Origin of the sequence: Paenibacillus apis (genome assembly GCF_018333295.1) — a bacterium.
Lineage (GTDB): Bacteria > Bacillota > Bacilli > Paenibacillales > Paenibacillaceae > Fontibacillus > Fontibacillus antibioticophila.
Map to the genome: position 1 here is coordinate 473,602 of NZ_BORS01000001.1, position 22,388 is coordinate 495,989.

Genomic DNA, 22,388 nt, shown 5'->3' on the forward strand with positions numbered 1-22,388 from the left:
TATTCAAATTACAACCCCATAGCGACTCCGTATGGAGTAAGCTGTGGGGTTGGCTCATTTTAAAATGTGAATTAAGGATTGCAATGATGACAAAAACATGGTATATTCATTTTTGCGCTGATATTTTGCCGGGGTGGCGGAATTGGCAGACGCACAGGACTTAAAATCCTGCGGTAGGTGACTACCGTACCGGTTCGATCCCGGTCCTCGGCATATGATCGACTGAACGAAAACAGCTGGTTTTGAATCGCGACTATGATTCAAAACCAGCTGTTTTTTGTTGTAGCAAATTGTAGTAACTAATTAATTCTGGAAAACAGACTCCTAGGACAATGGTCATGTTTTTTGGGATGGAGGTTACTTTTGATGCTGCTTTTTCCGATAAAAAACCTATAGGCCTGGAATGGACTCCGGCAAATAATGGAATTAAAGGAGAAAACGAATGGTGAAGAGAAAAATGACGGGCTGGCTCCTGATGCTCACCTTACTGCTTACAACTATACTGCCTCATGGAGCGATGGCGGCTACGGGTGATCTTAAATCCATTGCCATTGATGGAGAAGGAACCACGCTGGAGATGACGGTAGGCGGCTCTAAAGAGATTAAGGTGTGGGGGACATTTGAAGGCTCCACAGGGACGCAAGATTTAACGAATACTGCAAACTGGAGTTCCTCCGATAATTCGGTTGTTACAGTGGTGAAGGGAACGCTGACTGCCATTAAGGTGGGTACGGCAACAATTCGTGCCGATTACAACAGTGCGACCTCTTCAATTACAGTAATCATTAAAGAATCTCATAAGGAATTGAAGCTGGAATACAGTTCTGAAGGCAAATACAGTCTCGATGCAGAGGAAAGCGATCTTGCAGTCAAGGCGCTGGTGACGAGCGTTTTGGACGGAGCTGGGACGTCGAAGGACACGGATGTTACGAAAGATGCAACCTGGAGCTCTTCCGATACTTCTGTACTTACCGTTGAAAAAGGCCAGCTAACTCTGGTTGGCGAAGGTACGGCGACGGTAACGGCCAAATATGCAGGATTGACTGAGACATTCAAGGTCACGGTAATCTTGCCTTATTCCAAATTGGAGCTGCAATACACTCCGAATGGAACAACAGAAACGGCCGAGGATTTGGAGCTTGTCGTTGGCGATGAATTGCAAGTAAATGCGCAATCAACGCATACAGACGATAAGGATTCCAAGACAGATGTTACAGAAAAAGCAACCTGGAGTACTTCGGACAGTTCTGTAGTCACTGTTGAAAAGGGGAAGATCAAAGCGGTTGGCTTGGGGAAAGCTACTGTAACTGCGACCCACCTCGGAGTAACGGCGAAAACGGACGTTTATGTTCGTACGCCTTATGAGGTCATTATTGTGAATCCGTCCGCAGATCAGTCGATGTTCATCGCTGAACAGATTGATGCGGAAGCAAGAATGAGAAGCGGTGCAAACAGGGATGATAATGTTACGTCTGTTGCGGAATGGACATCCTCCAATCTGCTGGTGGCTACGGTAAGCGATGGCAAGATCGTTGCAAGAGCAGCTGGTTCGGCTACCATTAAGGTCAGCCATATGGGGATCAGCAAATCGATCAAAGTAACGGTATATCCAACTGTAACAGCTCTGAAGGCGGAGAAGACGAAGCTGGAGCTGTTCAAGGGAGATTCCTCCAGCCTGCCGAAGATAACAGCAACGAAGCTGGACGAGGAGGAACTGGATGTCAGCGATATTGTGAAGTGGACCTCAGCAGATGAGAGCATTGCCAAAATCGAGAACGGCAAGGTTGTTGCTGTTGCCAAGGGAACGGTGACACTTACGGCGAAGCTTCCGTCTCTTGCAGGCACGGGCTTAAGCGTCCGTGACAGCGAGATCAGTGTTACTCTTGAAGTAACTGAAAAGGTGCTCACCTTGCTGTCGGATGAAGAGAAATTAAGCGTGGTAATTGGTGAAGAGACGAAGTTGCCTGCAATTACTGCTGTCTGGGAAGATGGAGAAGAGGGCGATGTTTCGGCAACGGTAGAGTGGACACTCTCAGGATCGAACAGCGTAATTAAAACTTCTGCAACAGGAAAAACGATTAAAGGCTTGACGAAGGGATCGGCTACGCTGAAAGGCACCTTCTCCAATAAGACCATTTCGATTCCAGTAACGATTGAACAGAAGATTACAAAGATTGTTGTGAATCCAACCAGTATTGAACTGAACCTTAAGAAGTCCAAGTCGATCAAGGTAACTGGATTCTATAGCAATGGCAAGACAGTCAACCTGTCCAGCAAAATGGGCTGGGAATCCTCGAATCCCGAAGTGGCTACGATTTCTTCGACATCCGTCAAGGCAGTAGCTCTGGGAACTACGACACTGACCGGGTCCTATCAAGGACATAAGGCTAGCATTAATGTTAGTGTTGTAGCCAAATTAAGCAAGGTTACTGTGGATGAGAAGTCCCTGGTTCTGCCTCCAGGCTCCGCCAAAACAGTTGTTCTGACAGCAGAATACGATACAGGCAGCAAGGCGACTGTAACGGGCAGTGCGGTCTGGACAAGCTCAAAGCCATCTGTTGCTAAGGTAACCGGAGGCAAGATTGAGGCTGTTGCCAAGGGCAGCACAACAATCAAAGCGGTCTATGGCGGCAAGACAGTGACGATTCGCGTATCTGTAAAATAATTAACTTTTACAATCTGGGCTGTTCTGAAGGATCATGGATCCAACGGAGCAGCCCTTTTTTTGCTTGGTAATAGATGAGAAACGGCAATCATTTATGCTATAGTAGAAAAAGATTTATGAAGAAGAGGTAATGGCAACTATGGGCAGACACGATCGGGTTAGGCAATTAAAGAAGTTAAGCAAGACAATCGGCATCTATGTATTGGGCTTTTGTCTACTGCTGGGATTGGCCGGCTGTTCAGCGAATTGGACAGAGCTTCTCTCGGAAGCGGGCCAAGAACATGAGGTTTGGAATGCATCTTCCGATGCGCAGAACGGGAATCTGCGGGTTGTTTTCCTGGATGTAGGCCAAGGAGCTTCCCAGCTGTTAATTAGTCCATCAGGAAAAACGATGCTGATTGATGGAGGGAATAACGATCAGGAGCAGGTAATGCTGGATTATCTGGAGATGTATGGAATTGGCCGGATCGACGTGATGATTGGAACCCACCCGGACGCGGATCATATCGGCGGATTGGATCGTGTCATCGATCACCATGATATTGGCGCTATCTATATGCCGAAGATCCAGGCGAATACGAGGACGTTCGAGTCCTTGCTGGAATCGATCCAGCGCAAAGGACTGAAGGTGAAGACAGCCAAGGCAGGGGTGGTCCCTGATTGGGACGGGGAAGTTCAGATTCAGATGCTTGCCCCGGTGAAGACGAGTGATGACAGCAATAATATGAGTGCAGTGCTGAAGGTCACTTACGGAAAAGTCTCGTTCCTGCTGACCGGAGATGCGGAGCGTGAGAGCGAGAAATTAATGCTGGAATCCGGCGCCGATCTGCAAGCAGATGTCCTCTTGGTGGGTCATCATGGGTCGAAGTCCTCGACGTCAGTCAGCTTTCTGGAGCGTGTTCGTCCTCAGGTGGGTGTTATTCAGGTGGGGGAGAACTCTTACGGCCATCCCAAGGAAGAGATTCTGAACCGTCTGGCTGAGGCCGGAGTAAGGGTATATCGTAATGATCTTCAAGGCTCCATCGAGATCTCCACAAATGGAGAACAAATCGAGGTCTTGACAGGGAGGTGAGGCGTTTGACAGCCATCGTCGAGGGAATGGAAGAGGAAATATGTATTCTGGAGATTGATGGGGTCCATCAGGACGTGCCGCGAGCGCTTGTGTCGCCGGAAGTGAAGCCTGGAGATGTTGTTGTATGGGATGGACACAAGTGGAATGTGGATATTGCCTTAACGAAAGAAAGGTCGTCGAAGATCCGGAGACTGATGGAGCAAGTATGGGAAGATTGAAGCTGTGAATGATGATATGAACCTTACAGGAGTGTGATTATATGCTGGAGCGCCCGTTGGCTGGAGAATATGGAAGTCATTTTGAACCGTATGTTGAAAAAGTTCCAGATGTTGATTTAGCCGTGTTGCTGGAATCACAAATTGAAGAATGCATTCAACTATTGTCAGGCATTTCTGAGGAACAATCTAAATTCCGTTATGCAGAGGGAAAATGGAGTCTGAAGGAAGTGCTTGGGCATATTGCGGATACGGAGCGTATCATGAGCTACAGACTTTTGCGGATAGCCAGAGGGGATAAGACCCCGCTTCCCGGCTTTGAGGAAAATTTGTTCGTTGCTCATTCTCAGGCCGACACTCGCTCAATTAATGATCTGCTTCAGGATTTTGCTGCTGTAAGAATCGCTACACTCTCTCTGTTCCGTCAACTGGATGATGAGGCCTGGATGCGTGTCGGCAATGCCTCGGGGCATGATACTACTGCAAGAGCAATTGCCTATATTATCGCAGGACATGCTATCCATCATATGGGAATTATGAAAGACCGTTATCTTTCAGCTATTCAAGATCAATAAAAATAAAGGCCGGGTCGTGTTCGTTATGAACAGCAACCCGGCCTATTTATATGCGCTCTATTCGTGAGCAACGATCATTGTTAATTCTCCGGACAAAGCAAATGCTCCAAAGTCCACCGGTGCAATAAAGTGCGTACCTTTCTTCAATGGGTATACGGAATCTTGATGGCGAAGCTCACCGCTGCCTTCAATGACGCTGAACAAGGTGTATTTGGCTTGCTCGGCTGCCTCAGCCTGACCGGACACTTCCCATTTTTCCACCGTAAAGAAGGAGTTCGAGACAAAGGAGGTTTTCTTAAGGTTCTTCTCCTCGGATACGGTATATGATACAGGAACATAGCTTTGAGGTACTGTTGTCACGTCGATCGCCTTTTCTAGATGCAGATCCCGCAGATTTCCTTGAGCATCTCTCCGGTCATAATCATATACACGGTAGGTCGTATCGGAGCTCTGCTGTGTTTCCAGTACGACGATTCCCTTTCCTAATGCATGTACGGTACCGCTAGGTACATAGAAGAAGTCTCCGGCTTTAACAGGGACTTTGGTGAGGAGCTGGTCCCACTCGCCTGCACGGATCATACGTACAAGTTCTTCCTTGGTAGTTGCTTCAATTCCATAAATAATCTCGGATCCTGGCTCAGCATCAACGATATACCAGCATTCCGTCTTGCCCAATTCACCATTCTCATGCTTGCCGGCATATTCATCATCAGGATGAACCTGTACAGACAGGTCATCAGAAGCATCGAGAAGCTTCGTTAACAGAGGGAATACAGAGGAAGAGGAACGGAACAGCTCCGGATGCCGGCTCCATAGCTCGCCGAGCTTGAGACCTTGATAGGCTCCGCCGCTGACAATACTCTGTCCGTTCGGGTGCGCTGAGATGGCCCAGCATTCCCCAGTATGTTCACTAGGAATGTCGTACTGGAAGAGCTCCTTCAATTTCGTACCGCCCCAGATTCGTTCTTGAAATACAGGCTCTAAAAAAATGGGTTGATTCATTATGAAATTCCTCCTATGTGGTTCATTTATGGTTCATTATTAATATGATACGTGTACCAACGCTGCCGCACCGATCAGGCCGGCATCTTGGGATAACGCAGCAGGGACAATCCGTGTCTCGCGGCCGGTCGGATTAAGCGCATAGCGGGATACATAATCTTTGACCGCATTGAACAATGGTTCTCCTACCTGGCTTACTCCGCCACCGAGCACGAGCATTTCGGGATCCTGCGTATTAATCAGGGTTACACAGCCCACCCCAATGTATTTGAAGATTCGCTCAATCAGTGCGGTCATCTCAGGATGATCGCCAGAGACCGCCAAATCAATGGCTTCCTTGGTAGACACGGGGCGTCCGAGAAGCTCGCTGGCTTGTCTCGCAATGGCTGTGCCGGAGGCAACGAATTCCCAGCAGCCTTCTTGACCGCAGACGCATTGGCCTGCTTCTGGAGCGACGACAAAGTGTCCGACGTCTCCGGCGTTGCCGGAAGCGCCAGTAATCAGACGACCGTGGCTGTAAATGCCGGCTCCGATACCTGTGCTGATCGTGATGTAGATAAAATGCTGAGAGTTGCGTGCCGCACCGATCCATTTCTCCGCCAGCGCAGCGGCTGTAGCGTCGTTCTCGAAGAAGACCGGCAGATCAAAGTGCCGCTTTACGGCTTCAACAACCGGGAACCCCCACCAGCCGCGTAAGTTGGGCGGCTCGGAGATTTGTCCCAGCTTCGTGTTCAGCGGCCCGGGAGCACCTATTCCGATGCCTGTGAGCGATTCGATAGATAATCCAGCCTGATCAGCCAGCTGCCGCACCGCTGAAGCCATACGGTCCACCATTTCGCTAGGACTTACAGATTGGTCCGTCGGCAAGGATAGTTTATCCTTAACATTGCCTTCGGAATCCACGAGACCGATGGCGGTCTTCGTGCCGCCAATGTCGATACCAATTGCGTAATTCAATGGTTTAACCCTCCGATGTTTCATTGATTTACTTGACAAACTTGACAGAATTATTTTTGTAAAGTAATGTTAGGCCAAGTGTATCATGTTTTGGAAGGAATGAAAAGCTGATGGCCCGGAAAAAGAAAGTATCTATGCAGACGATTGCTGACCATTTACAAATTTCGAAGAATGCGGTATCGCTTGCCCTGCTGAATAAAAAGGGTGTCAGTGAAGAGGTAAGAAGACGGGTGATTGAAGCGGCGAAGGAGCTTGGTTACGGTCGGTTTGGAGAGCCTAGGCTGCCCGAGCGCGGAAATATTCTGGTGCTTGTACCGGAGCGGGTTATGGACTATGAGGATAACGATCACTTTCAGTTCTTTCACGATATGATCTGGGGAATTGAGGGCAGCATCCGGAACCGCGGGCTTAATGCCGTGCTGGTCAGAATTACCGCCGATATGGAACAGCGGCTGGAGCTTCCGCGTCATTGCGCGGAGATTGCGTACAGGGGAATTGTTCTGTTTGGCGCGCTTAAAGAAGCTTATGTGAGACGCGTGTGGGAGCTGGATGTACCGCTTGTTATGCTGGACTCGTATCACCGGAGCCTGCCTTGTCCCGCAGTCGTGTCCGCGAATGTAGAAGGTGCCTATGAGGCGGTATCCTTGTTGATTGCTTCGGGGCATCAGGAGATCGGATTTATTGGCCCCGTGAATCTGGCATCGAGCCACGAAGAGCGCTGGCAAGGCTACTGGAAGGCGATGTTTGATCACGATTTGACGATCCAGAGGGACTATATTCTTACGCATTCCGGCAGTTACCAGGACTCGGAGCGGGAAATTCACAACTTTGTAAAGGGAATGAATCCATTACCGCAGGCGTTTTTTTGCGGAAATGACCGGATCGCTTATTTGCTAGCTAAGGAATTGGAGCAGCGGGGATTAAAGATACCAGAAGATATTGCGTTAGTCGGGTTTGACGATCTTCAGTATAAAGGAAGCATTGATATTGCCTTAACAACGATGCGGGTGGAGAAGGAGCGGATGTGTGAAGCGGCGGCCGACTTGCTGCTCTCCTTGACTGAAAGTCTCCGGGAAGCAGTTCGGATCTACGTTCGCCCAACCTTGATATCCCGAACCTCACATTTGAAGCCATAAAACAAGCCGTTCTTGGAGCATTGAACTGATCATTGCTCCAAGAACGGCTTTTTTGTCGCTAAATAATCTTACGAAGACAACTTACAGGGCAGCTTCGTAACGTTTTTCCACTTCAGCCCAGTTAATAACATTGAAGAAGGCGTTAATGTAATCCGGACGCTTGTTTTGATATTTCAGGTAATAAGCATGCTCCCAGACATCCAGACCTAGGATCGGTGTCTTGCCTTCCATGATCGGGGAGTCTTGGTTAGGCAGGCTGTATACGGACAATTTGCCGTTAGCATCTACAGCCAGGAACGCCCAGCCGCTGCCGAAGCGGGTTGTAGCTGCTTTCGCAAAGTCTTCCTTGAACTTGTCGAAGCCGCCAAGCTCACTATCGATGGCTGCTGCCAGCTTGCCGGAAGGCTGTCCGCCGCCGTTAGGACCGATTGTCTCCCAGAACAAGGAGTGGTTGGCATGTCCGCCGCCATTGTTGCGGACAGCCGTACGGATACCTTCTGGAACACTGTCCAAATCTTTGATCAGTTCTTCAACGGATTTGGATTGGAGCTCAGGAGCAGATTCCAGAGCAGCGTTCAGGTTTGTAACATACGTATTGTGGTGACGATCATGGTGAATCATCATCGTTGTTTCATCGATATGCGGTTCAAGTGCGTTGTTGGCATAAGGCAATGCCGGTAATTGGTGTGCCATAAGTTATCAACCTCCAAATGGAATATGTAAGATAGTCTCAACACAATCTATTATAATTATCCTCACGAACTTAGTCAACATACATGTATAGTAAGTATGCTTTATCGTGATGTCAATCTTGAACACGTTGACAAAAGCCCACGTATTTATCATAATGATTGATCGGATAAATTATACCCTTAACAGGAGGTTTTGAAACATGGGATTAGGGATAGTTGTCGTTGAGATCTGTGAAGCGAACCTGCTGTCCTCGCTGGATATAGAGAAGTTGGAAGAGGAGTTCCCGGAAATCGCCGTATTGCGGCTCGATTGCTTGAACCTGTGCGGGCTTTGTAGAGCTAGACCTTATGCCATGGTTAATGGAAATAAAGTATTTGCTAAGACCTCCGAAGAATGTCTCGCGCTAATACGCCAACAAATTCAAGCGGAACTTGCGGCGTTCCATGGGATAGATCTATAAAAAAAATAGCCGGCCTCCACTATAATGCGGGAGATTACCGGCTATTCATTATGAATAAGTTCTATTTACTTTTGATGATATAGACGCATTTTCGCCCTTCTTGGGCAAGACATTCCGTTCGTTCAACATCGGCATCAAGCAGACTTTCGAACAGCTTGAGCTCACAGTCGCAAGCATGGTTATACCGGTTAGCGATTTGAGAGATCGGGCAATTGTACTCCATCAGAACATACTGGTCGTCGTCCTTTTTCACGCATTCGGTCATATAACCATTTTCATTCTGAATTTCAGCCAGACGTAATACCTTCTCATGAAAATCTTTTCCCTGCATCTCCGGCTCGTATTGATGGTTCAGCTTCACTTTGCGTCGATCGAACAAATGCTTCACCGTATCCTCGCCAAGCTCCTGCTCCAGCTCGCCAAGCAAATCCAATGTTAAAGAGTGGTAATTTTTAGGAAATAAGCTTTCTCCATGCTCAGTAAGCCCGAATACCGCGGTAGGACGCCCCAGCGTCTGGCGGATCATCTTCGACTCAATAAGCCCATCGCGCTCCATCACGCCCAGGTGACGGCGCACCGCCATCTCCGTAATTCCCAACTCGGCTGTTATTTCCCGGGTACTCATCGGTCCGGTAGTCTTCATCATCTGCAGAATTTTATTCCGCGTGGGCATTTCTTTGGGTTGACTCATGCCAGATCACCTGTTTATAGTAGATTCTACTGAATTGTAGAGAATTTTAAGCACTTAGTCAATATTGAAGTATAGTAAGTATAGAAATAGTTGGAGGGATCGATATGTGTAAAAATTTTACAGCGGCGTTTGTTTACGCTCATCCAGATGATGAAACATTCGGTTGTTCGTATTTAATTCAGGATATTACGGATCGAGGCGGTCAAGCGGTGCTTCTGACAGCAACCCGCGGGGAAGCGGGAAAGACTGGGCGGTTAGGTGAGATGAGCCGGGAGGAGCTGGCTGCGAGGCGTGATCAAGAGCTGGAGCAGGCAGCTAATGTGTTGGGGATTTCCGCAGTTAAGCAGCTGGATCTAGGAGACGGGAAATTGAAGGATGCTGACCCGGAACGGCTTCAGCAGGAGATTGCAGATTTTCTGAATCTTCATCAGGCCGACATCGTTGTCACCTTCCCTGAGGACGGTATTTCCGGTCATCAGGACCATATTGTCATTCATCATGCTGTGAACAGTGTTATCTACGGGGGAAAGGCTTCTTCTGTGCAAAAATTGTATTACAATCACTTGGGGTCACCTCTGTCGGATATGTCAGGAATGTCGGGACTTCTGAGAATAGACGGGGAAGGTAAATGGGATATAAAGCGTCGTGCCCTTGAAGCTCATGAATCCCAGATGTTCAGCGTTGAGCGTGTGTTCGGTCAATTAGGTCCGAATATGCTGCCGCAATACCGCTATGAAACCTTTGAGCTGGTCTGGGAGCGTCACCCGTCTGCTAAGTCAATGCCTGAGAAAAGCGTGTTTGATGGGCTGGAAGCTGGTGAGGATCTGAACTGAGTTTTTCGTAAAAAGAAAGAAGCGACAGTATTCATACACCTAACAAAAGAAGGGCCGCATGCACGTTCAGGAGACAGATTGCTCCACGTGTATGCGGCTCTTCATATGTTGGTAAGAGGGATGAATCGGCTCTTTAGTTTTTCTCTGAGGATTTAACTGGCTGCTGCGAGTCTGCATCCCCATTCATGAGCGCACCCACAATATCTTCCGGGCCATCTGTAGAAGATAACGGCTGTTTGGGCGTGGGAATAGAATCAACACCGGGGCCCAATTCTGTTTCCTTCTTAATTTGCTTAGAGGATTTTGAAGAAGCATGGCTATCCATAGTGTATAACTCCTTTTTCAGGATGATTAGTAGCTTACCTTGATGTGGTTCTTCGGGGCGACTTTATGCGAAAGCAGCTCGGACACTGTCACCAGGGAGTATCCTCGACGCTCCAGCTCAGGCAGAATGATCCGCAAGGCCTCGTAAGTCTGGGAGCTCCTATGCACAAAATCATGCATAAGCACGATGTCGCCGCTTCGTGCATTATCAAGCACCTTGTTTGCGATGACTTGCACGCCCGGTGAGCGCCAATCTTTTGTGTCCTGATGCCAGGACCACAAGACCATTTGAAGATGATGCAGCTTTGAAAGGGAAATCAGGCGCTCATTGTAGTAACCTCCGGGCGGGCGAAATAAGATCGGTCTTGTCCCTGTTGCCTTGAAGACCGCTTCCTGAGTACGATTTAATTCCTCCTCCATAGACCCGCTTGACAGACGCTGGAATGCCGGATGAGTATATGAGTGATTTGCCACCTCGTGGCCTTCCGCAAGTTCCCTGCGAACAATTTCGGGATATCGTTCCACCCGGTCGCCGACCACAAAGAACGTAGCCTTGGCATGATATTGGCTAAGCAAATCCAGAATGAGCAGCGTTTGCTTCTCATCGGGACCGTCATCGAAGGTCAGGGCGATATATTTCTCTTCCGTGGGAACCTCCCAGACGATATCACCGCGCTCCTCATAATATTCTCTGCCCCTCAGATTGGCTGCCGGGGCGGCATCCGTTGGTACCGATTGGATCAAAAACGTAAACGACAGGCATAAGGCTATACAGCTTGCAGTCTTGAGTCTCATCAATAAAGTTCCTCCATTGCACTTTACATTGATTGGCATCCGGGTCGGATGCAGGATGTCCGTTCAACTATTGTGCAGCAAGGAGGGGGAATCCATGCATGGCAGGAGCTATGTGGTATCGCCTGTAAGAGGTCCAGAATAAGGTGCATAAAAAGAAAATCCGATGCACCGGCACCGGATCGATTTACTTAATTCTTTTCAATTCAGCTTCTTGCTGGATAGAACGTGTAGAAAGCAGTTCAATGATTCTATGTTGATTCTCTAGGACGGATTCCATTTTCATTACCCGTTCATTCGTATCTAACACTGCTCTTTTAATTAAGTGCTGATCTTCTTCAATACGGCTGAGACGTTCGTCAACATGGCTGAGACGTTCGTCAACACGGCTGAGATGTTGGTCAACACGGCTGAGATGTTGGTCAACACGGCTGAGATGTTGGTCAACACTATCTAGGCGAGAGTTCATTTTCTCAAATTGCTGATTTATGATTTCAAATTGTTTATTATCCATAAGTCCCGCTCCTTGTCTTTATGATGACATTGTAACAAATACATTCATTCATTTCTACAGAGAAATGGTCCGTTCAAGGAAAATATAGGAGGAATCTAGTATGACCGTAAGTAAGGATAAGAATGTCAAGAAGAACCCTTGGAATTCGTCATTGGAGTTAGCAACGGAAAGGATCGAAAGTGAAATATGCGGCGTGGGTTCCTATTAAGCAGGATGCAATAAGAAGCCAAGGTAAGACAACGGACACTTTAGTTAAATAAAGGGCACCAATCCGGCACCAATTTCATATTGCGGGGCTTATTTAAGCACATCACATTGCCCATAAAAAGCAAAAAACCCTTGATATACAAGGGTTTTTCTGTATGATCTGCAGTGGGCTCGAACCACTGACCCCCACCCTGTCAAGATGGTGCTCTCCCAGCTGAGCTAGCAGATCGTTTGTATAGTGAAGATAAAATAGATAATATCAGGGACCAAGAGGAATGTCAATACAAACCCACAGACATACAAACCCACAGAGTGTCAGAACAGTAGAATGGAACCCTCCTTTCCTTAACTCGTAAATAGTAAGAAACAGCAGGAGGTGCAATTTTGAAGAAGAAGAGCTCATCGACCGGATCAGGCATAGCTATGGGAATAAGCTTTGGCGTGCTTTATTGGATCGTTTTTGACAATATTGCTATAGGAATAGCTTTAGGCGTGGCTTTGGGAGTTGCATTCGAAGCTGGTTTTTCAAAACAGGACAAGGACAAGACAAAGGAACCGCCCTCGGATTCTTAATGTCTTAATGAATGCGGATTTACCATAATAACACTGATCCATCCCCAGCTCCGGATATATCTATATCCGGGGTTGTTTTGCATGTGTCCGCTTCAAGGCGGTATAACCCTCTCTTCCATGGCAATACTGGACAGACAGATGTAGAGGGAGGATATTCGACTTATGACGATCTGGAAAAAGATAAGCGTGCTTGCGGCTGGGCTCTTAGTGATGTCTATATTGACCACAGGCTGCACCTTCACGGCCAGCCAGGCTACATTGGAGCGCCAGCAAAGTGAGCCTTGGTGGCTGGTGCCGGCGCTGGCGGATGAGGTGTACCCGCAAGAGGTGCTGAAGGAGGTCTATCCGGGTGTACCGATCTATCCGTAACCCGGGGACAATCGGCTACTCCTGCTCCTCGTCCCAGTTGCGGGAGTAGCCCTTTTTCGTTACATAGAACATTGATGAGATGAGAAGAATCGCGATGACAATAGAGGCGGCAATTGTTATACCCACGAAGATCGGCTCCTTCACTGCATGGTCTTTTTCTGTCCCAACTATACACGATAATACTTTTTTTGTATAATGCTACGATGTAAAGGAGGCGGAGGCACAGCTATGGCAGCAGTCATCATTCACGTAGAGAACGATATACAATTAAAGGAATGCCTGGAGATTCGCAAAGAGGTATTCGTGATAGAGCAGAAGGTGCCGGTGGATCTGGAGATCGATGAATATGATGTGATTGGAGATCAGGTGCATCATGTTCTTGTTGAAGTCGGCGGCGAGCCTGCTGCAACCGGCAGATTGATCTATTATGTCGATAATGCCGCCAAAATGCAGCGGATTGCTGTGCGTAAGGAATATCGCTCCCACGGAATAGGAAGTGTACTTCTGCTCGGCATGGAGGCGTTGGCCCGTGAACTCGGACTAACCAAGTCCGTGCTTGATGCTCAATGTCAGGCAGAAGCATTCTATACGAAGCTGGGCTATGAGACGATTTCGACGGAACCGTTCGATGATGCGGGAATTCCTCATGTACGGATGACCAAGTCCTTATAAGAAGTTGTTCAAAAAGTCATCTTTTGATCACGAAGTGTTCCAAGGGGTTGATTCGACATCGATTCTTGCGTTTACCCTCGAAGTCCAAGCGGATGCTTACGAGGTATGCTTCCTTTGGAAGCATTTTGCTCATGTAGGTTCTGCCTACACTCCGTGCCTCCTTCTTTGGGTTCTCGCAACCTTCTCGGTGCTGAAAAGCTGACTTTTTGAACTCGCATTATACGAGGGGTCATGTTTCTTTGAAAGGCAGGGCATACTATCTCTATCCCCAGATCCCCAGAGGGAAATAATACGGAGGAGATGAGTTCGTCATGGCACTCGATTCGAGAGAAACCTTCATCGCAGTTCAAAAAAACGGCGACGGTGATCTTAAAGCATTCAAGACATCAAGCGGCCGCATTCTGGATTATGAGCAGGCTAAGCAGGAGGTTCAGGCCGGGGCCATTGCGGGTGTGAATCTCTTTAAAGGAAGAGACGGCGAGTTGTATATTCGGGGCGATGCCGATGGAGATCCGTCTAACAACCTGGATTCTCTGCCAGGATTCGAAACTGAATAGCACGCACAAGGCCGCTCCCGAAAATGATGGATCTTCGGAGGCGGCCTTTCCTGTATTGTGCTTAGAGCGTATAGAGTTTATGCTGGCGTAGGAAGTCCATCTCTCCGGTCTGACCGTTAAATGACTCCATCTCATCCCCGTAGTGCATGAGCGAGATCATCGCCCGCAGCTTCCGGGGAAGCGAAAGCAGTTCGGACAGCGTGGTGTGGACTTCACCGGAGCCTGTAAGCTGAACCTCATGCAGGATCTTGCGGCAGCCCCTCTCGTCAACAAGCTGTTGCAGGAGCTTGGGCTGGAATATCATATCTGCACTATAGAAGATTTCCTCGTTGATGTAGAGGGAGAAGCTTGGTTTTCCCGGGATATGAGGAGTCCGGATCAATTCCACCTTCAAGCCCTCAGCGATTTTGCATGGAACTCCTTCCCTCAGCAAGCGAACATCAAAAACATCCTCAAGACAGGTTATCCCGTCTTGCCCGAGTCCTCCTTTTAACGTATGGTCCCATAGGGGGCCGGCCAAAGCCTCCGCCACATAAAGCACCGGCTTGCGCCCTGCGCCGTACTTCATCCGGAACGCAAATTCCTCCAGACCGCCGACGTGATCGCCGTGAATATGAGTGACGAGCAGCGCATCTATATTCTCCGGGGTGACCCCAAGCTGATGCATGGCCATCGGAGCTGTAATCCCGCAGTCGATCAGTAAGGTGAAATCATCTGTTGAGAGCAACGCGTTATTATTATAATAAGCCTTAGCGAAAGCGCCGCCCGTGCCCAGCATTTGTAAATGAAGCGCCAATTTACCTTCCTCCTTTATCGGGACAATAATAAATACGGCATTTTAAGTTAAAAATCTTCTTTTCTTTCGTGAAAATAGCGCAACTTGCCTTCTCTTATAGAGTATACATTTACATCAACATGAATTAAACCAATTGGAGGTTTTGAATAATGAAATGGAGAAGAGTTGCAATTCTAGTCGTTGCTTTCTCCTTAATGGGAGGATCGCTGCTGTTTGCGGATTCGGCTTCCCAGAAAGTGAAGCTTCTATTAAATGGAAGCGAGCTGGAGGAAGGCGGTTATGTGATTGATGGAAAGACCTATGTTCCGGTTCGTCAGCTTGAAGGACTGGTTAAATATGATGAGGGCTCCAAGACAGTAACCTATAATAAACCTAATGTGCACATGTTCCTGTTTGCGGATGATACCGTATTTGGTGAAATTAAGAAAACCGGGAAACTGAAGTTCAATGTCTTCTCCCAAATTGATAATCTGAGCGCCAATATTTCCGAGGTCCGTGTATCGATTACGTCGCCGGATGGCAGCTCGAAAGTGATTCAAAGCAGCGAGATTAAGGATCAAAAGGATAACTTTTGGTTCCGCACGGAAGATTACACGTATGATTTTAAAAGCTCAGGTAAATACACCGTTGGTTTTTATATGAAGCCTGCGGATGGCGCAGATTTTGTCCTCGTCTCCGAGAAGAGCATCAATGTGCTCAAATAAGGCTTCAAATTGACCTCTTTCTTTGAAAATGTTACGATACGAGAGAAACCGGCAGGTTAACTATCCAATAAATCAAAGCGAGGTATTTGAATGAGCGATCACAATCACGATCACGCGCATGGCGACGCTTGCGGCTGCGGACATGATCATGACCATGAGCACGAGCATGAGGAATTTGTATTAACGCTGACAGACGAAGAAGGCAAGGATGTTGAGATGGTTCTTGTCGAAACCTTCGACGTGGGCGAGAAGCTCTATGCATTGCTGCTTGAGCGTAACAATCCTGGTGCAGACGGCATTATTCTTCGGATGGAAGAAGAGAACGAAGAAATGGTGCTCTACAATATCGAAGACGAAGCGGAATGGAAGCAGGTCGAAGAAGCCTATAATGAATTGGTTCAATCTCAAGAATAGGCTGCAAACCTCCATTGGTTATATACAGAAGAAGCTCCCGCAAAGGGAGCTTCTTTTTTTCTCTTTTAGAAAATCGGATTTGCTTCAACGATGACCTTTACCTGATTAATGTAACGATCCTCCGGTCCTTTGACCGGCAGCCCGACCTCTACATGATCGACGATATAGTCAATGTGGCTCTGGGAGATTACCTCGCCCGGCAGCAGGATCGGAATTCCCGGCGGGTAGACATAGATGAACTCCGCAATAATCCGGCCTGCAGACTCCTTAAACGGAATAACCTCGGTATCCGCATAGAAGGCGTCCCGAGGGATCAGTGAGAGATGCGGAATCTCCGGGATTTTGACCACCAATTCGTTTGCATTGTTCTCTTTATAGTAAGTCTCTGACAATTCCCGCAGGGCTGCAAGCAAGGTATCCACCGATTCCTTCGTGTCTCCAGGGGTAATGATACAGAGAATATTATACATGTCGCTAAGCTCGACTTCGATCCGGTAATGCTCACGCAGCCAGTTCTCTGTCTCATAGCCGGTAATTCCAAGGTGCCGAACATGAATCGTTACCTTGGTCGGATCCAGATCAAAGGTGGCCTCGCCCCCCAGAATTTCACGCCCGAAGCTGTACAGGCCGGGAATTTCATTGATTTTACTTCGCAGATCATGGGCAAGCGCAAGCGTCTCCTGGATCATCTCATGCCCATGAAGGGCGAGGTTTCTCCGGGCCGCATCGAGCGAGGCCAGCAGCACATAGGAAGTCGAAGTTGTAGTCAGCATGCTGATAATCGTCTGCACGCGCTGAGGGTTGATGTAACCGTTCTTGGCGTTCAGATTAAGCACGGAGCTCTGGGTCATAGACCCGCCAAGCTTATGCACGCTGGTTGCCGCGAGATCAGCCCCGGCCTCCATTGCAGACATGGGCAGCTCCTCATGGAAATGAATATGCACGCCATGCGCCTCGTCTACGAGAACAGGCACATGGAAGCTGTGTGCTAGCTCAACAATTTCCTGCAAATGAGCACATACGCCGAAATAAGTCGGGTTGATAACAAGCACTGCCTTCGCATCAGGATGCCGCTCCAAGGCACGGCGAACCGAGGAGGTAGTAATCCCATGATCGATTCCAAGATTCTCGTCCTGAGCCGGAGATACGAATACAGGCTTGGCCCCGGCGAAAATAATAGCCGACATGACGGACTTATGGACATTTCGCGGGACGATAATCTTGTCCCCGGGAGAGCAGACAGACATGACCATAGTCATGATGGCCCCGCTTGTCCCCTGAATGGAGAAAAAGGTATAGTCAGCGCCGAAAGCATCGGCAGCGAGCTGTTGTGCTTCTTCAATAACTCCGGTCGGCTGATGAAGATCATCAAGCGGAGCAATATTGATCAAATCGATAGCAAGGGCGTTATCGCCGATAAATTCACGGAATTCGGTATCGGTTCCGAGCCCTTTTTTGTGCCCGGGAATATGAAACTGTACGGGACCAGCAGCAGCGTGCTGCTTCAGCGCGGAAAATAGCGGCGTTCTTTGATGATCCATAGAGCCGTCCCTGCCTTTCAAGTAAATTTTCAACAAGCTTGAGTATAGCAAAATGGGCCCGGAATGCAAGCGAAGTTTTGGGCGAAAGCCGTGTTGGATATCACTGGACAGTACCCAGGGTTATTAAGAAGCTTGGAGAGGAAATAATAGGATAGAAGGAGCACCAATCAGACTGTATACGGAGGAGGAGACCACATGGAGATTCCTTTGCCGAAAGTAAATCGTAACTTGCTTACGCCCACCTTCCTCAGCTTGTGGACGATGATGTTTCTAATTGAATTTGTAAAAGGCGCGCTCTTGGTCTCTATTCTCCCTGTCTATATGGGAGATGTGCTGGGACTTAGCGCTCTCGCGATTGGTTTGTCATTCTCCACTCAATATATCGGGGACAATCTATTCCGAGCCCCTGCTGGCTGGCTGATAAGCAGAATTGGCTTCCGGCTCGCGATGACGCTGGGCATCAGTATTATGCTGATTGCGGTCCTGCTGATTGCCTTCACACATCAGATCGGCTATATCGTGCTCGGCTGCGCGCTGCTTGGGGCGGGGACCTCTCCCTTGTGGCCCTGTGTCATGCTGGGTGTGTCATCGGTTACGGAAAAGAATCAGAATTTTGCCACGGCCATGGGCGTGATTCAAATCTCAAGTCTGGGCGGAACAGGTCTTGGCCCGGTCCTGATCAATTTTCTCGTCGGAATTTCGTATGCACTGGTGTTCAGCGTATTGCTTGGCTGTATCGGAGCCGTTCTGCTGATCTCATTGGCATTGCCTGGCGTAGTAAAGGAGGCGGAAGAAGAGGAGGCGCCAAGGAGAGGGAAAGTTAACACTTCAAGGCCATTTGACAAGCTCAAGCATCTTCAGGAGCGGTTGGCCCAGACGATAGGAGAGGTACGTCGAAATATTCATGTGAGCCGCTTGCTGTATCCGGCGTTATTTCTGCAGTCCTTTGCCGTGGGCCTGCTGACTCCAGTGATCACTCTGTTTGTGCGAACCGAGCTGGGGTTATCGCCTGAGCAGTTCAGCCTCATGCTGATTGTGGGCGGGGGATTTACTGTACTTGGGCTGATTCCGGTCGGACGGCTCGTGGATCAATGGGGAACAACCTCGTTTCTGAATGCCGGATTCGCTTTGGCTGCCGTGTCCATAGGCCTGTTTGCGTATGCAAAAGGAATGCCGGGCTTGCTGGTATGGGGGCTCGTCATTCTGATCGGGGCCAGCTATGCCTGTATCCTTCCGTCCTGGAATACGATGGTATCGACACTTCTGCCGAAGAAAGAGAAGGGGGCGGTCTGGGGATTCTTCCTTGCCATTCAGGGGACAGGCATGGTGATAGGGCCGGTCGTGTCCGGCAGGCTTTGGGACTTCTTCGGTCCGCATGCTCCTTTCTTGGCAAGCGCCGGGGCGATGAGCCTTTTGTTCCTCATTCATTTGCGGCTCTCACACAAAAATGTCCGCCGCGATGGACAGGAAGCACTTCCATCGGCAGCGGGCAGGGATCGCTTAGAATGAAGCTTTATACAATGGAAGCAGCGTCGTAAATGTCTCCTCAATCGTAGAGGAGAGGCGTTCTCCATCCGTCAGCAGCGGATCATCGCGGTCAATGCGCAGGCCGCAGAGAATTTCCGCTTTTTTAACAGTTCGCAGCTTCTCCGCCATTTCTTTCAGGCCCTTGATGCTAACCTCTCCGTTAGGCGTTCCTCCCGGATCCATATGATCCATGGACCAGTACAAATGGTCAGGCAGCATTTTTTTATACCTGGATGCTTGTTTCCGTAAAGATTCGGCGAAAATAGACTTATTCGGACTTTCATAAATAACTGCAAAGATCACGAATAAATGAGATTCAAACATGCCAACCTCAAAATGCGGGAATGCTTTATAGCCCCGTTTATTAGGCGCCCAGGCTACCCAGGTATCCTTTGGCGGATTGACTTTGCGTCTGGCATGCTTGGCTACATGATGATACATTTCTTCTCCGCACAGTGTGGAAAGAAAGGGAGCAAAGGACTGCCCGAGCTCCTCAAGCTTTGGTCTGATATGGGTAATGATCGCGTTCATCCGCGGCTCAAGCCCGGGCACAGTCAAGCTATCGAAATCTTGTCCGGTAAATCCGGGATAAGTCATCTTGATTCCTCCTGTCAAAAGTCTTCTCCTGTCGAACAGCAAGTCCTAAGTCATTATTATAGCACAGGCCCGGACGCCTGCTTGCGTCAGAAATAGCCCGAAACGGGTAAAAATAATCAATAAACCGAGTCCCGTTACATAGGATGTAGTAAACGCAGGAGTGTCATTCGATAGGGAGGGAGTGCCGTGAATAAAAGCTATGAGGTGGAATACTGCAATCTGGAACTCCGTTTTGACCGCCGGCACATACAGCAGCTGATTCGCGATTTGATCCAGGATGGATATTCCTTATATTGGAGCGAAAATGAAGATGTATTCATTATCTCTGTGCGCACGGGCCGCAAGCTGACCAAGCTGCATTTTCAGCGCATGGGCCAAGAATACCGGCTGGCCGGCGATTACGTGATCCGCGATGCAAGGCTGGCGGAGTGGCTGGAGAAGCTGATCGGCGACTTGCGGGGGCATGCCGTAGTGAAACGATTCAAGGACCGCCAGATTCTGGTGGAGAATATTTTGTTCGGAGAGGTCATCCGCCTTGTCGAGATTACGGGGGTAGAGCATCGGATCCTGTATCAGAAAAACATGATGATGGATGCGGAGCAAATGATCGACCTGTTCATCTCCCAGTCAGCCGAGCGGCAGCTGGAGCAGCTTCAGCGGGAGCTGGATCACGAGCTTGAACGGTTGCATGAAGCGCTCCAGAGCGGGGATAGGTCGGCTTCCGAGCAGTGCAAGGAGCGGCTGAAGAAGATCAGAAGGTTGCTGCTTCAGCTTGAATGGTAAGAAGAACGGGCATACTATAGCTTTCACCGGCTTCGGCTCAGCCCCCTGAGACTCAGGGGGATTGTTTTGTGAAAAAGGAGATCGGAATTTACGATTTAACGTCTGTACTCAAAACAGTTAAAATGATATTATTGTTAAAAAAGTGAGAAAAGGATGGAGAATATGTCAAAACAACAGATTGGCGTTATCGGCCTGGCTGTCATGGGCAAAAACCTGGCCTTGAATATTGAAAGCAGAGGCTTCACCGTATCGGTGTTTAACCGCTCCCCGGAGAAAACGCATGACCTTCTTGAACATGAAGGCAAGGGCAAGAATCTTGTAGGCACATTCTCTGTGCAGGAATTTGTTGAATCATTAGAGGTTCCTCGCAAAATTTTAATTATGGTACAAGCCGGTAAAGCAACAGACGCTACAATCGAGAGCCTGCTGCCTTACCTGGATCAAGGCGATATTATTATTGACGGAGGCAATGCCTACTTCCCGGACACACAGCGCCGCAGCAAGGAGCTGGAAGGAAAGGGCTTCCGGTTTATCGGTACCGGCGTATCCGGCGGCGAAGAGGGCGCGCTGAACGGTCCTGCCATCATGCCTGGCGGACAAGAGAGTGCCTACAAGCTGGTTGAACCGATTCTGACGGCAATTTCGGCTAAAGTAAACGGTGATCCTTGCTGTACATATATCGGACCTGACGGTGCAGGCCATTATGTGAAGATGGTTCATAACGGTATCGAATATGGCGATATGCAGCTGATTGGCGAGGCATATCATTTGCTCAAGGATGTTCTGGGTCTGGACGCCAAGGAGCTTCATGAGATCTTTACCGAATGGAATAAAGGCGAGCTGGACAGCTATCTGATCGAGATCACGGCGGATATCTTCTCGCAGTACGATGAAGAGACCGGCAAGCCGATGGTTGACGTAATCCTGGATGCTGCAGGACAAAAGGGTACGGGCAAATGGACAAGCCAAAGTGCATTGGATCTTGGTGTGCCTCTCTCCATGATTACGGAATCGGTGTTCTCCCGCTTCCTGTCTGCGATGAAGGACGAGCGGATTGCGGCAAGCAAGGTGCTGAGCGGCCCTGAAGTGAAATCCTTCGCCGGCGACAAGGCTGAGTTCATTGAGCAGGTACGCAAGGCGTTGTTCGCAAGCAAGATCGTATCCTATGCGCAAGGCTTCGCTCAAATGCGCTATGCTTCCGATGAATACGGCTGGGATTTGAAATACGGCAACATCGCGATGATTTTCCGCGGCGGCTGCATTATCCGTTCGCAGTTCCTGCAAAATATCAAGGATGCTTATGATCGTGATCCGCAGCTCAAGAACCTGCTGCTTGATTCCTATTTCAAGAATGTAGTCGAAAGCTATCAGGACGCATGGCGTAAGGTTGTGGCGGCTGCTGTAGAGAACGGAATTCCGGTTCCTGGCTTCTCCAGCGCGCTCTCCTACTATGACAGCTATCGTACGGAGCGTCTGCCAGCCAACCTGCTGCAGGCACAACGCGACTACTTTGGCGCTCATACGTTCCAACGTGTGGACAAGGAAGGCGTATTCCACCATCAATGGTTCTAAGAGCAGACGCTTGCTTGAAGAAGGGCGCCCGGCCGCGGAAATCCGCAGGCTGCGGCGCCTTTTTTTTAACCTGGATGCCGAAAGCTTCCGGCGTGTGTTATGATATGAAAAAGTTTAGTATATGAGAAAGTTGAATACGGCGGCCTG

At 48.8% G+C, this 22,388-nt stretch carries 26 protein-coding genes and 2 tRNA genes; 17 read left to right on the forward strand and 11 right to left on the reverse strand.

What is annotated here, in order from left to right:
- Positions 1–127: 127 nt before the first annotated feature.
- From KI362_RS02050 to KI362_RS02070, 5 genes are all read left to right on the forward strand, one after another.
- Positions 128–213, forward strand: a tRNA-Leu gene (locus KI362_RS02050).
- Between the two features lie 229 nt (positions 214–442).
- Positions 443–2,665, forward strand: coding sequence for an Ig-like domain-containing protein (locus KI362_RS02055; RefSeq protein WP_301624480.1), 2,223 nt, complete (start codon positions 443–445; stop codon positions 2,663–2,665).
- 139 nt (positions 2,666–2,804) lie between these two features.
- Positions 2,805–3,737, forward strand: a complete 933-nt coding sequence (locus tag KI362_RS02060) for a ComEC/Rec2 family competence protein (RefSeq protein WP_301624482.1) — start codon at positions 2,805–2,807, stop codon at positions 3,735–3,737.
- Between the two features lie 5 nt (positions 3,738–3,742).
- A complete protein-coding gene (locus tag KI362_RS02065; protein ID WP_374705607.1) occupies positions 3,743–3,955 on the forward strand; it encodes a DUF3006 domain-containing protein in 213 nt (70 codons plus the stop codon).
- Positions 3,956–4,011: 56 nt separating this feature from the next.
- The gene (locus tag KI362_RS02070; RefSeq protein WP_306432806.1) at positions 4,012–4,527 is read left to right on the forward strand and encodes a DinB family protein; all 516 of its coding nucleotides are present in this window, start codon (positions 4,012–4,014) and stop codon (positions 4,525–4,527) included.
- Between the two features lie 57 nt (positions 4,528–4,584).
- Here the strand turns inward: KI362_RS02070 and manA are convergent, their stop codons facing one another.
- Both manA and KI362_RS02080 read right to left on the reverse strand, forming a co-directional pair.
- Positions 4,585–5,529: a mannose-6-phosphate isomerase, class I gene (gene manA, locus KI362_RS02075; RefSeq protein ID WP_301624488.1), complete on the reverse strand. Its 945-nt coding sequence runs from the start codon at positions 5,527–5,529 to the stop codon at positions 4,585–4,587.
- 39 nt (positions 5,530–5,568) lie between these two features.
- Positions 5,569–6,486 (reverse strand): ROK family protein, encoded by a 918-nt coding sequence (locus KI362_RS02080; RefSeq protein ID WP_301624490.1) that lies wholly within the window; start codon positions 6,484–6,486, stop codon positions 5,569–5,571.
- 110 nt (positions 6,487–6,596) lie between these two features.
- Between KI362_RS02080 and KI362_RS02085 the strand changes: the two genes are divergently transcribed.
- Positions 6,597–7,622: a LacI family DNA-binding transcriptional regulator gene (locus KI362_RS02085; protein WP_301624492.1), complete on the forward strand. Its 1,026-nt coding sequence runs from the start codon at positions 6,597–6,599 to the stop codon at positions 7,620–7,622.
- 81 nt (positions 7,623–7,703) lie between these two features.
- Here the strand turns inward: KI362_RS02085 and KI362_RS02090 are convergent, their stop codons facing one another.
- Positions 7,704–8,315, reverse strand: a complete 612-nt coding sequence (locus KI362_RS02090; RefSeq protein WP_301624494.1) for a superoxide dismutase — start codon at positions 8,313–8,315, stop codon at positions 7,704–7,706.
- A 199-nt stretch (positions 8,316–8,514) separates the two neighbouring features.
- On the opposite strand from KI362_RS02090, the gene KI362_RS02095 reads away from it, so the two are divergent.
- Complete coding sequence (locus tag KI362_RS02095; protein WP_301624496.1) at positions 8,515–8,775, forward strand: DUF1450 domain-containing protein; 261 nt, start codon at positions 8,515–8,517, stop codon at positions 8,773–8,775.
- A 61-nt stretch (positions 8,776–8,836) separates the two neighbouring features.
- Here the strand turns inward: KI362_RS02095 and KI362_RS02100 are convergent, their stop codons facing one another.
- The gene (locus tag KI362_RS02100; protein WP_301624497.1) at positions 8,837–9,466 is read right to left on the reverse strand and encodes a helix-turn-helix transcriptional regulator; all 630 of its coding nucleotides are present in this window, start codon (positions 9,464–9,466) and stop codon (positions 8,837–8,839) included.
- Positions 9,467–9,570: 104 nt separating this feature from the next.
- Between KI362_RS02100 and KI362_RS02105 the strand changes: the two genes are divergently transcribed.
- On the forward strand, positions 9,571–10,299 hold the full coding sequence (locus KI362_RS02105) for a PIG-L deacetylase family protein (protein WP_301624498.1): 729 nt from the start codon (positions 9,571–9,573) through the stop codon (positions 10,297–10,299).
- Between the two features lie 133 nt (positions 10,300–10,432).
- Here the strand turns inward: KI362_RS02105 and KI362_RS02110 are convergent, their stop codons facing one another.
- The 4 genes from KI362_RS02110 to KI362_RS02125 form a co-directional block, all read right to left on the reverse strand.
- Positions 10,433–10,624: a hypothetical protein gene (locus tag KI362_RS02110; RefSeq protein WP_301624500.1), complete on the reverse strand. Its 192-nt coding sequence runs from the start codon at positions 10,622–10,624 to the stop codon at positions 10,433–10,435.
- 26 nt (positions 10,625–10,650) lie between these two features.
- Positions 10,651–11,418, reverse strand: coding sequence for a polysaccharide deacetylase family protein (locus KI362_RS02115; protein WP_301624502.1), 768 nt, complete (start codon positions 11,416–11,418; stop codon positions 10,651–10,653).
- Positions 11,419–11,602: 184 nt separating this feature from the next.
- A complete protein-coding gene (locus KI362_RS02120) occupies positions 11,603–11,929 on the reverse strand; it encodes a hypothetical protein (RefSeq protein ID WP_301624503.1) in 327 nt (108 codons plus the stop codon).
- A 363-nt stretch (positions 11,930–12,292) separates the two neighbouring features.
- Positions 12,293–12,365 (reverse strand) — tRNA-Val (locus KI362_RS02125).
- 155 nt (positions 12,366–12,520) lie between these two features.
- Here KI362_RS02125 and KI362_RS02130 point away from each other — a divergent pair.
- The 4 genes from KI362_RS02130 (at position 12,521) to KI362_RS02145 (ending at position 14,307) form a co-directional block, all read left to right on the forward strand.
- Positions 12,521–12,709, forward strand: coding sequence for a hypothetical protein (locus KI362_RS02130; protein WP_044479227.1), 189 nt, complete (start codon positions 12,521–12,523; stop codon positions 12,707–12,709).
- A gap of 162 nt (positions 12,710–12,871) precedes the next feature.
- Positions 12,872–13,078 carry a hypothetical protein gene (locus KI362_RS02135; RefSeq protein WP_301624505.1) on the forward strand — a complete coding sequence of 69 codons (207 nt, stop codon included), beginning with the start codon at positions 12,872–12,874 and terminating at the stop codon, positions 13,076–13,078.
- Between the two features lie 228 nt (positions 13,079–13,306).
- Positions 13,307–13,750 carry a GNAT family N-acetyltransferase gene (locus KI362_RS02140; RefSeq protein WP_212940965.1) on the forward strand — a complete coding sequence of 148 codons (444 nt, stop codon included), beginning with the start codon at positions 13,307–13,309 and terminating at the stop codon, positions 13,748–13,750.
- 311 nt (positions 13,751–14,061) lie between these two features.
- The gene (locus KI362_RS02145) at positions 14,062–14,307 is read left to right on the forward strand and encodes a DUF3892 domain-containing protein (RefSeq protein WP_301624509.1); all 246 of its coding nucleotides are present in this window, start codon (positions 14,062–14,064) and stop codon (positions 14,305–14,307) included.
- A 61-nt stretch (positions 14,308–14,368) separates the two neighbouring features.
- Here KI362_RS02145 and KI362_RS02150 read toward each other — a convergent pair whose 3' ends face one another.
- Positions 14,369–15,103, reverse strand: coding sequence for an MBL fold metallo-hydrolase (locus KI362_RS02150; RefSeq protein WP_301624511.1), 735 nt, complete (start codon positions 15,101–15,103; stop codon positions 14,369–14,371).
- Positions 15,104–15,252: 149 nt separating this feature from the next.
- On the opposite strand from KI362_RS02150, the gene KI362_RS02155 reads away from it, so the two are divergent.
- Both KI362_RS02155 and KI362_RS02160 read left to right on the forward strand, forming a co-directional pair.
- Positions 15,253–15,807 carry a copper amine oxidase gene (locus KI362_RS02155; protein ID WP_301624512.1) on the forward strand — a complete coding sequence of 185 codons (555 nt, stop codon included), beginning with the start codon at positions 15,253–15,255 and terminating at the stop codon, positions 15,805–15,807.
- Between the two features lie 90 nt (positions 15,808–15,897).
- A complete protein-coding gene (locus tag KI362_RS02160) occupies positions 15,898–16,221 on the forward strand; it encodes a DUF1292 domain-containing protein (protein WP_212940976.1) in 324 nt (107 codons plus the stop codon).
- 65 nt (positions 16,222–16,286) lie between these two features.
- Here KI362_RS02160 and KI362_RS02165 read toward each other — a convergent pair whose 3' ends face one another.
- Positions 16,287–17,762, reverse strand: a complete 1,476-nt coding sequence (locus KI362_RS02165; RefSeq protein WP_301624514.1) for an aminotransferase class I/II-fold pyridoxal phosphate-dependent enzyme — start codon at positions 17,760–17,762, stop codon at positions 16,287–16,289.
- Positions 17,763–17,957: 195 nt separating this feature from the next.
- Between KI362_RS02165 and KI362_RS02170 the strand changes: the two genes are divergently transcribed.
- Positions 17,958–19,271 carry an MFS transporter gene (locus KI362_RS02170; protein ID WP_301624516.1) on the forward strand — a complete coding sequence of 438 codons (1,314 nt, stop codon included), beginning with the start codon at positions 17,958–17,960 and terminating at the stop codon, positions 19,269–19,271.
- Here the strand turns inward: KI362_RS02170 and KI362_RS02175 are convergent.
- Positions 19,263–19,886, reverse strand: a complete 624-nt coding sequence (locus tag KI362_RS02175; protein ID WP_301624518.1) for a YktB family protein — start codon at positions 19,884–19,886, stop codon at positions 19,263–19,265. The genes KI362_RS02170 and KI362_RS02175 overlap by 9 nt on opposite strands.
- A gap of 186 nt (positions 19,887–20,072) precedes the next feature.
- Between KI362_RS02175 and KI362_RS02180 the strand changes: the two genes are divergently transcribed.
- Complete coding sequence (locus tag KI362_RS02180) at positions 20,073–20,669, forward strand: hypothetical protein (protein ID WP_044479216.1); 597 nt, start codon at positions 20,073–20,075, stop codon at positions 20,667–20,669.
- A 162-nt stretch (positions 20,670–20,831) separates the two neighbouring features.
- Positions 20,832–22,241, forward strand: a complete 1,410-nt coding sequence (gndA, locus tag KI362_RS02185; RefSeq protein WP_212940984.1) for an NADP-dependent phosphogluconate dehydrogenase — start codon at positions 20,832–20,834, stop codon at positions 22,239–22,241.
- Positions 22,242–22,388 lie beyond the last annotated feature (147 nt).

Bases quoted from the DNA above. Each gene is read 5' to 3' on its own strand.
- KI362_RS02055 (WP_301624480.1), top strand. From the start codon at position 443: ATGGTGAAGAGAAAAATGACGGGCTGGCTCCTGATGCTCACCTTACTG.
- KI362_RS02060 (WP_301624482.1), top strand. From the start codon at position 2,805: ATGGGCAGACACGATCGGGTTAGGCAATTAAAGAAGTTAAGCAAGACA.
- manA (WP_301624488.1), bottom strand. From the start codon at position 5,529: ATGAATCAACCCATTTTTTTAGAGCCTGTATTTCAAGAACGAATCTGG.
- KI362_RS02085 (WP_301624492.1), top strand. From the start codon at position 6,597: ATGGCCCGGAAAAAGAAAGTATCTATGCAGACGATTGCTGACCATTTA.
- KI362_RS02090 (WP_301624494.1), bottom strand. From the start codon at position 8,315: ATGGCACACCAATTACCGGCATTGCCTTATGCCAACAACGCACTTGAA.
- KI362_RS02095 (WP_301624496.1), top strand. From the start codon at position 8,515: ATGGGATTAGGGATAGTTGTCGTTGAGATCTGTGAAGCGAACCTGCTG.
- KI362_RS02100 (WP_301624497.1), bottom strand. From the start codon at position 9,466: ATGAGTCAACCCAAAGAAATGCCCACGCGGAATAAAATTCTGCAGATG.
- KI362_RS02105 (WP_301624498.1), top strand. From the start codon at position 9,571: ATGTGTAAAAATTTTACAGCGGCGTTTGTTTACGCTCATCCAGATGAT.
- KI362_RS02110 (WP_301624500.1), bottom strand. From the start codon at position 10,624: ATGGATAGCCATGCTTCTTCAAAATCCTCTAAGCAAATTAAGAAGGAA.
- KI362_RS02115 (WP_301624502.1), bottom strand. From the start codon at position 11,418: ATGAGACTCAAGACTGCAAGCTGTATAGCCTTATGCCTGTCGTTTACG.
- KI362_RS02120 (WP_301624503.1), bottom strand. From the start codon at position 11,929: ATGGATAATAAACAATTTGAAATCATAAATCAGCAATTTGAGAAAATG.
- KI362_RS02135 (WP_301624505.1), top strand. From the start codon at position 12,872: ATGACGATCTGGAAAAAGATAAGCGTGCTTGCGGCTGGGCTCTTAGTG.
- KI362_RS02140 (WP_212940965.1), top strand. From the start codon at position 13,307: ATGGCAGCAGTCATCATTCACGTAGAGAACGATATACAATTAAAGGAA.
- KI362_RS02145 (WP_301624509.1), top strand. From the start codon at position 14,062: ATGGCACTCGATTCGAGAGAAACCTTCATCGCAGTTCAAAAAAACGGC.
- KI362_RS02155 (WP_301624512.1), top strand. From the start codon at position 15,253: ATGAAATGGAGAAGAGTTGCAATTCTAGTCGTTGCTTTCTCCTTAATG.
- KI362_RS02160 (WP_212940976.1), top strand. From the start codon at position 15,898: ATGAGCGATCACAATCACGATCACGCGCATGGCGACGCTTGCGGCTGC.
- KI362_RS02165 (WP_301624514.1), bottom strand. From the start codon at position 17,762: ATGGATCATCAAAGAACGCCGCTATTTTCCGCGCTGAAGCAGCACGCT.
- KI362_RS02170 (WP_301624516.1), top strand. From the start codon at position 17,958: ATGGAGATTCCTTTGCCGAAAGTAAATCGTAACTTGCTTACGCCCACC.
- KI362_RS02175 (WP_301624518.1), bottom strand. From the start codon at position 19,886: ATGACTTATCCCGGATTTACCGGACAAGATTTCGATAGCTTGACTGTG.
- gndA (WP_212940984.1), top strand. From the start codon at position 20,832: ATGTCAAAACAACAGATTGGCGTTATCGGCCTGGCTGTCATGGGCAAA.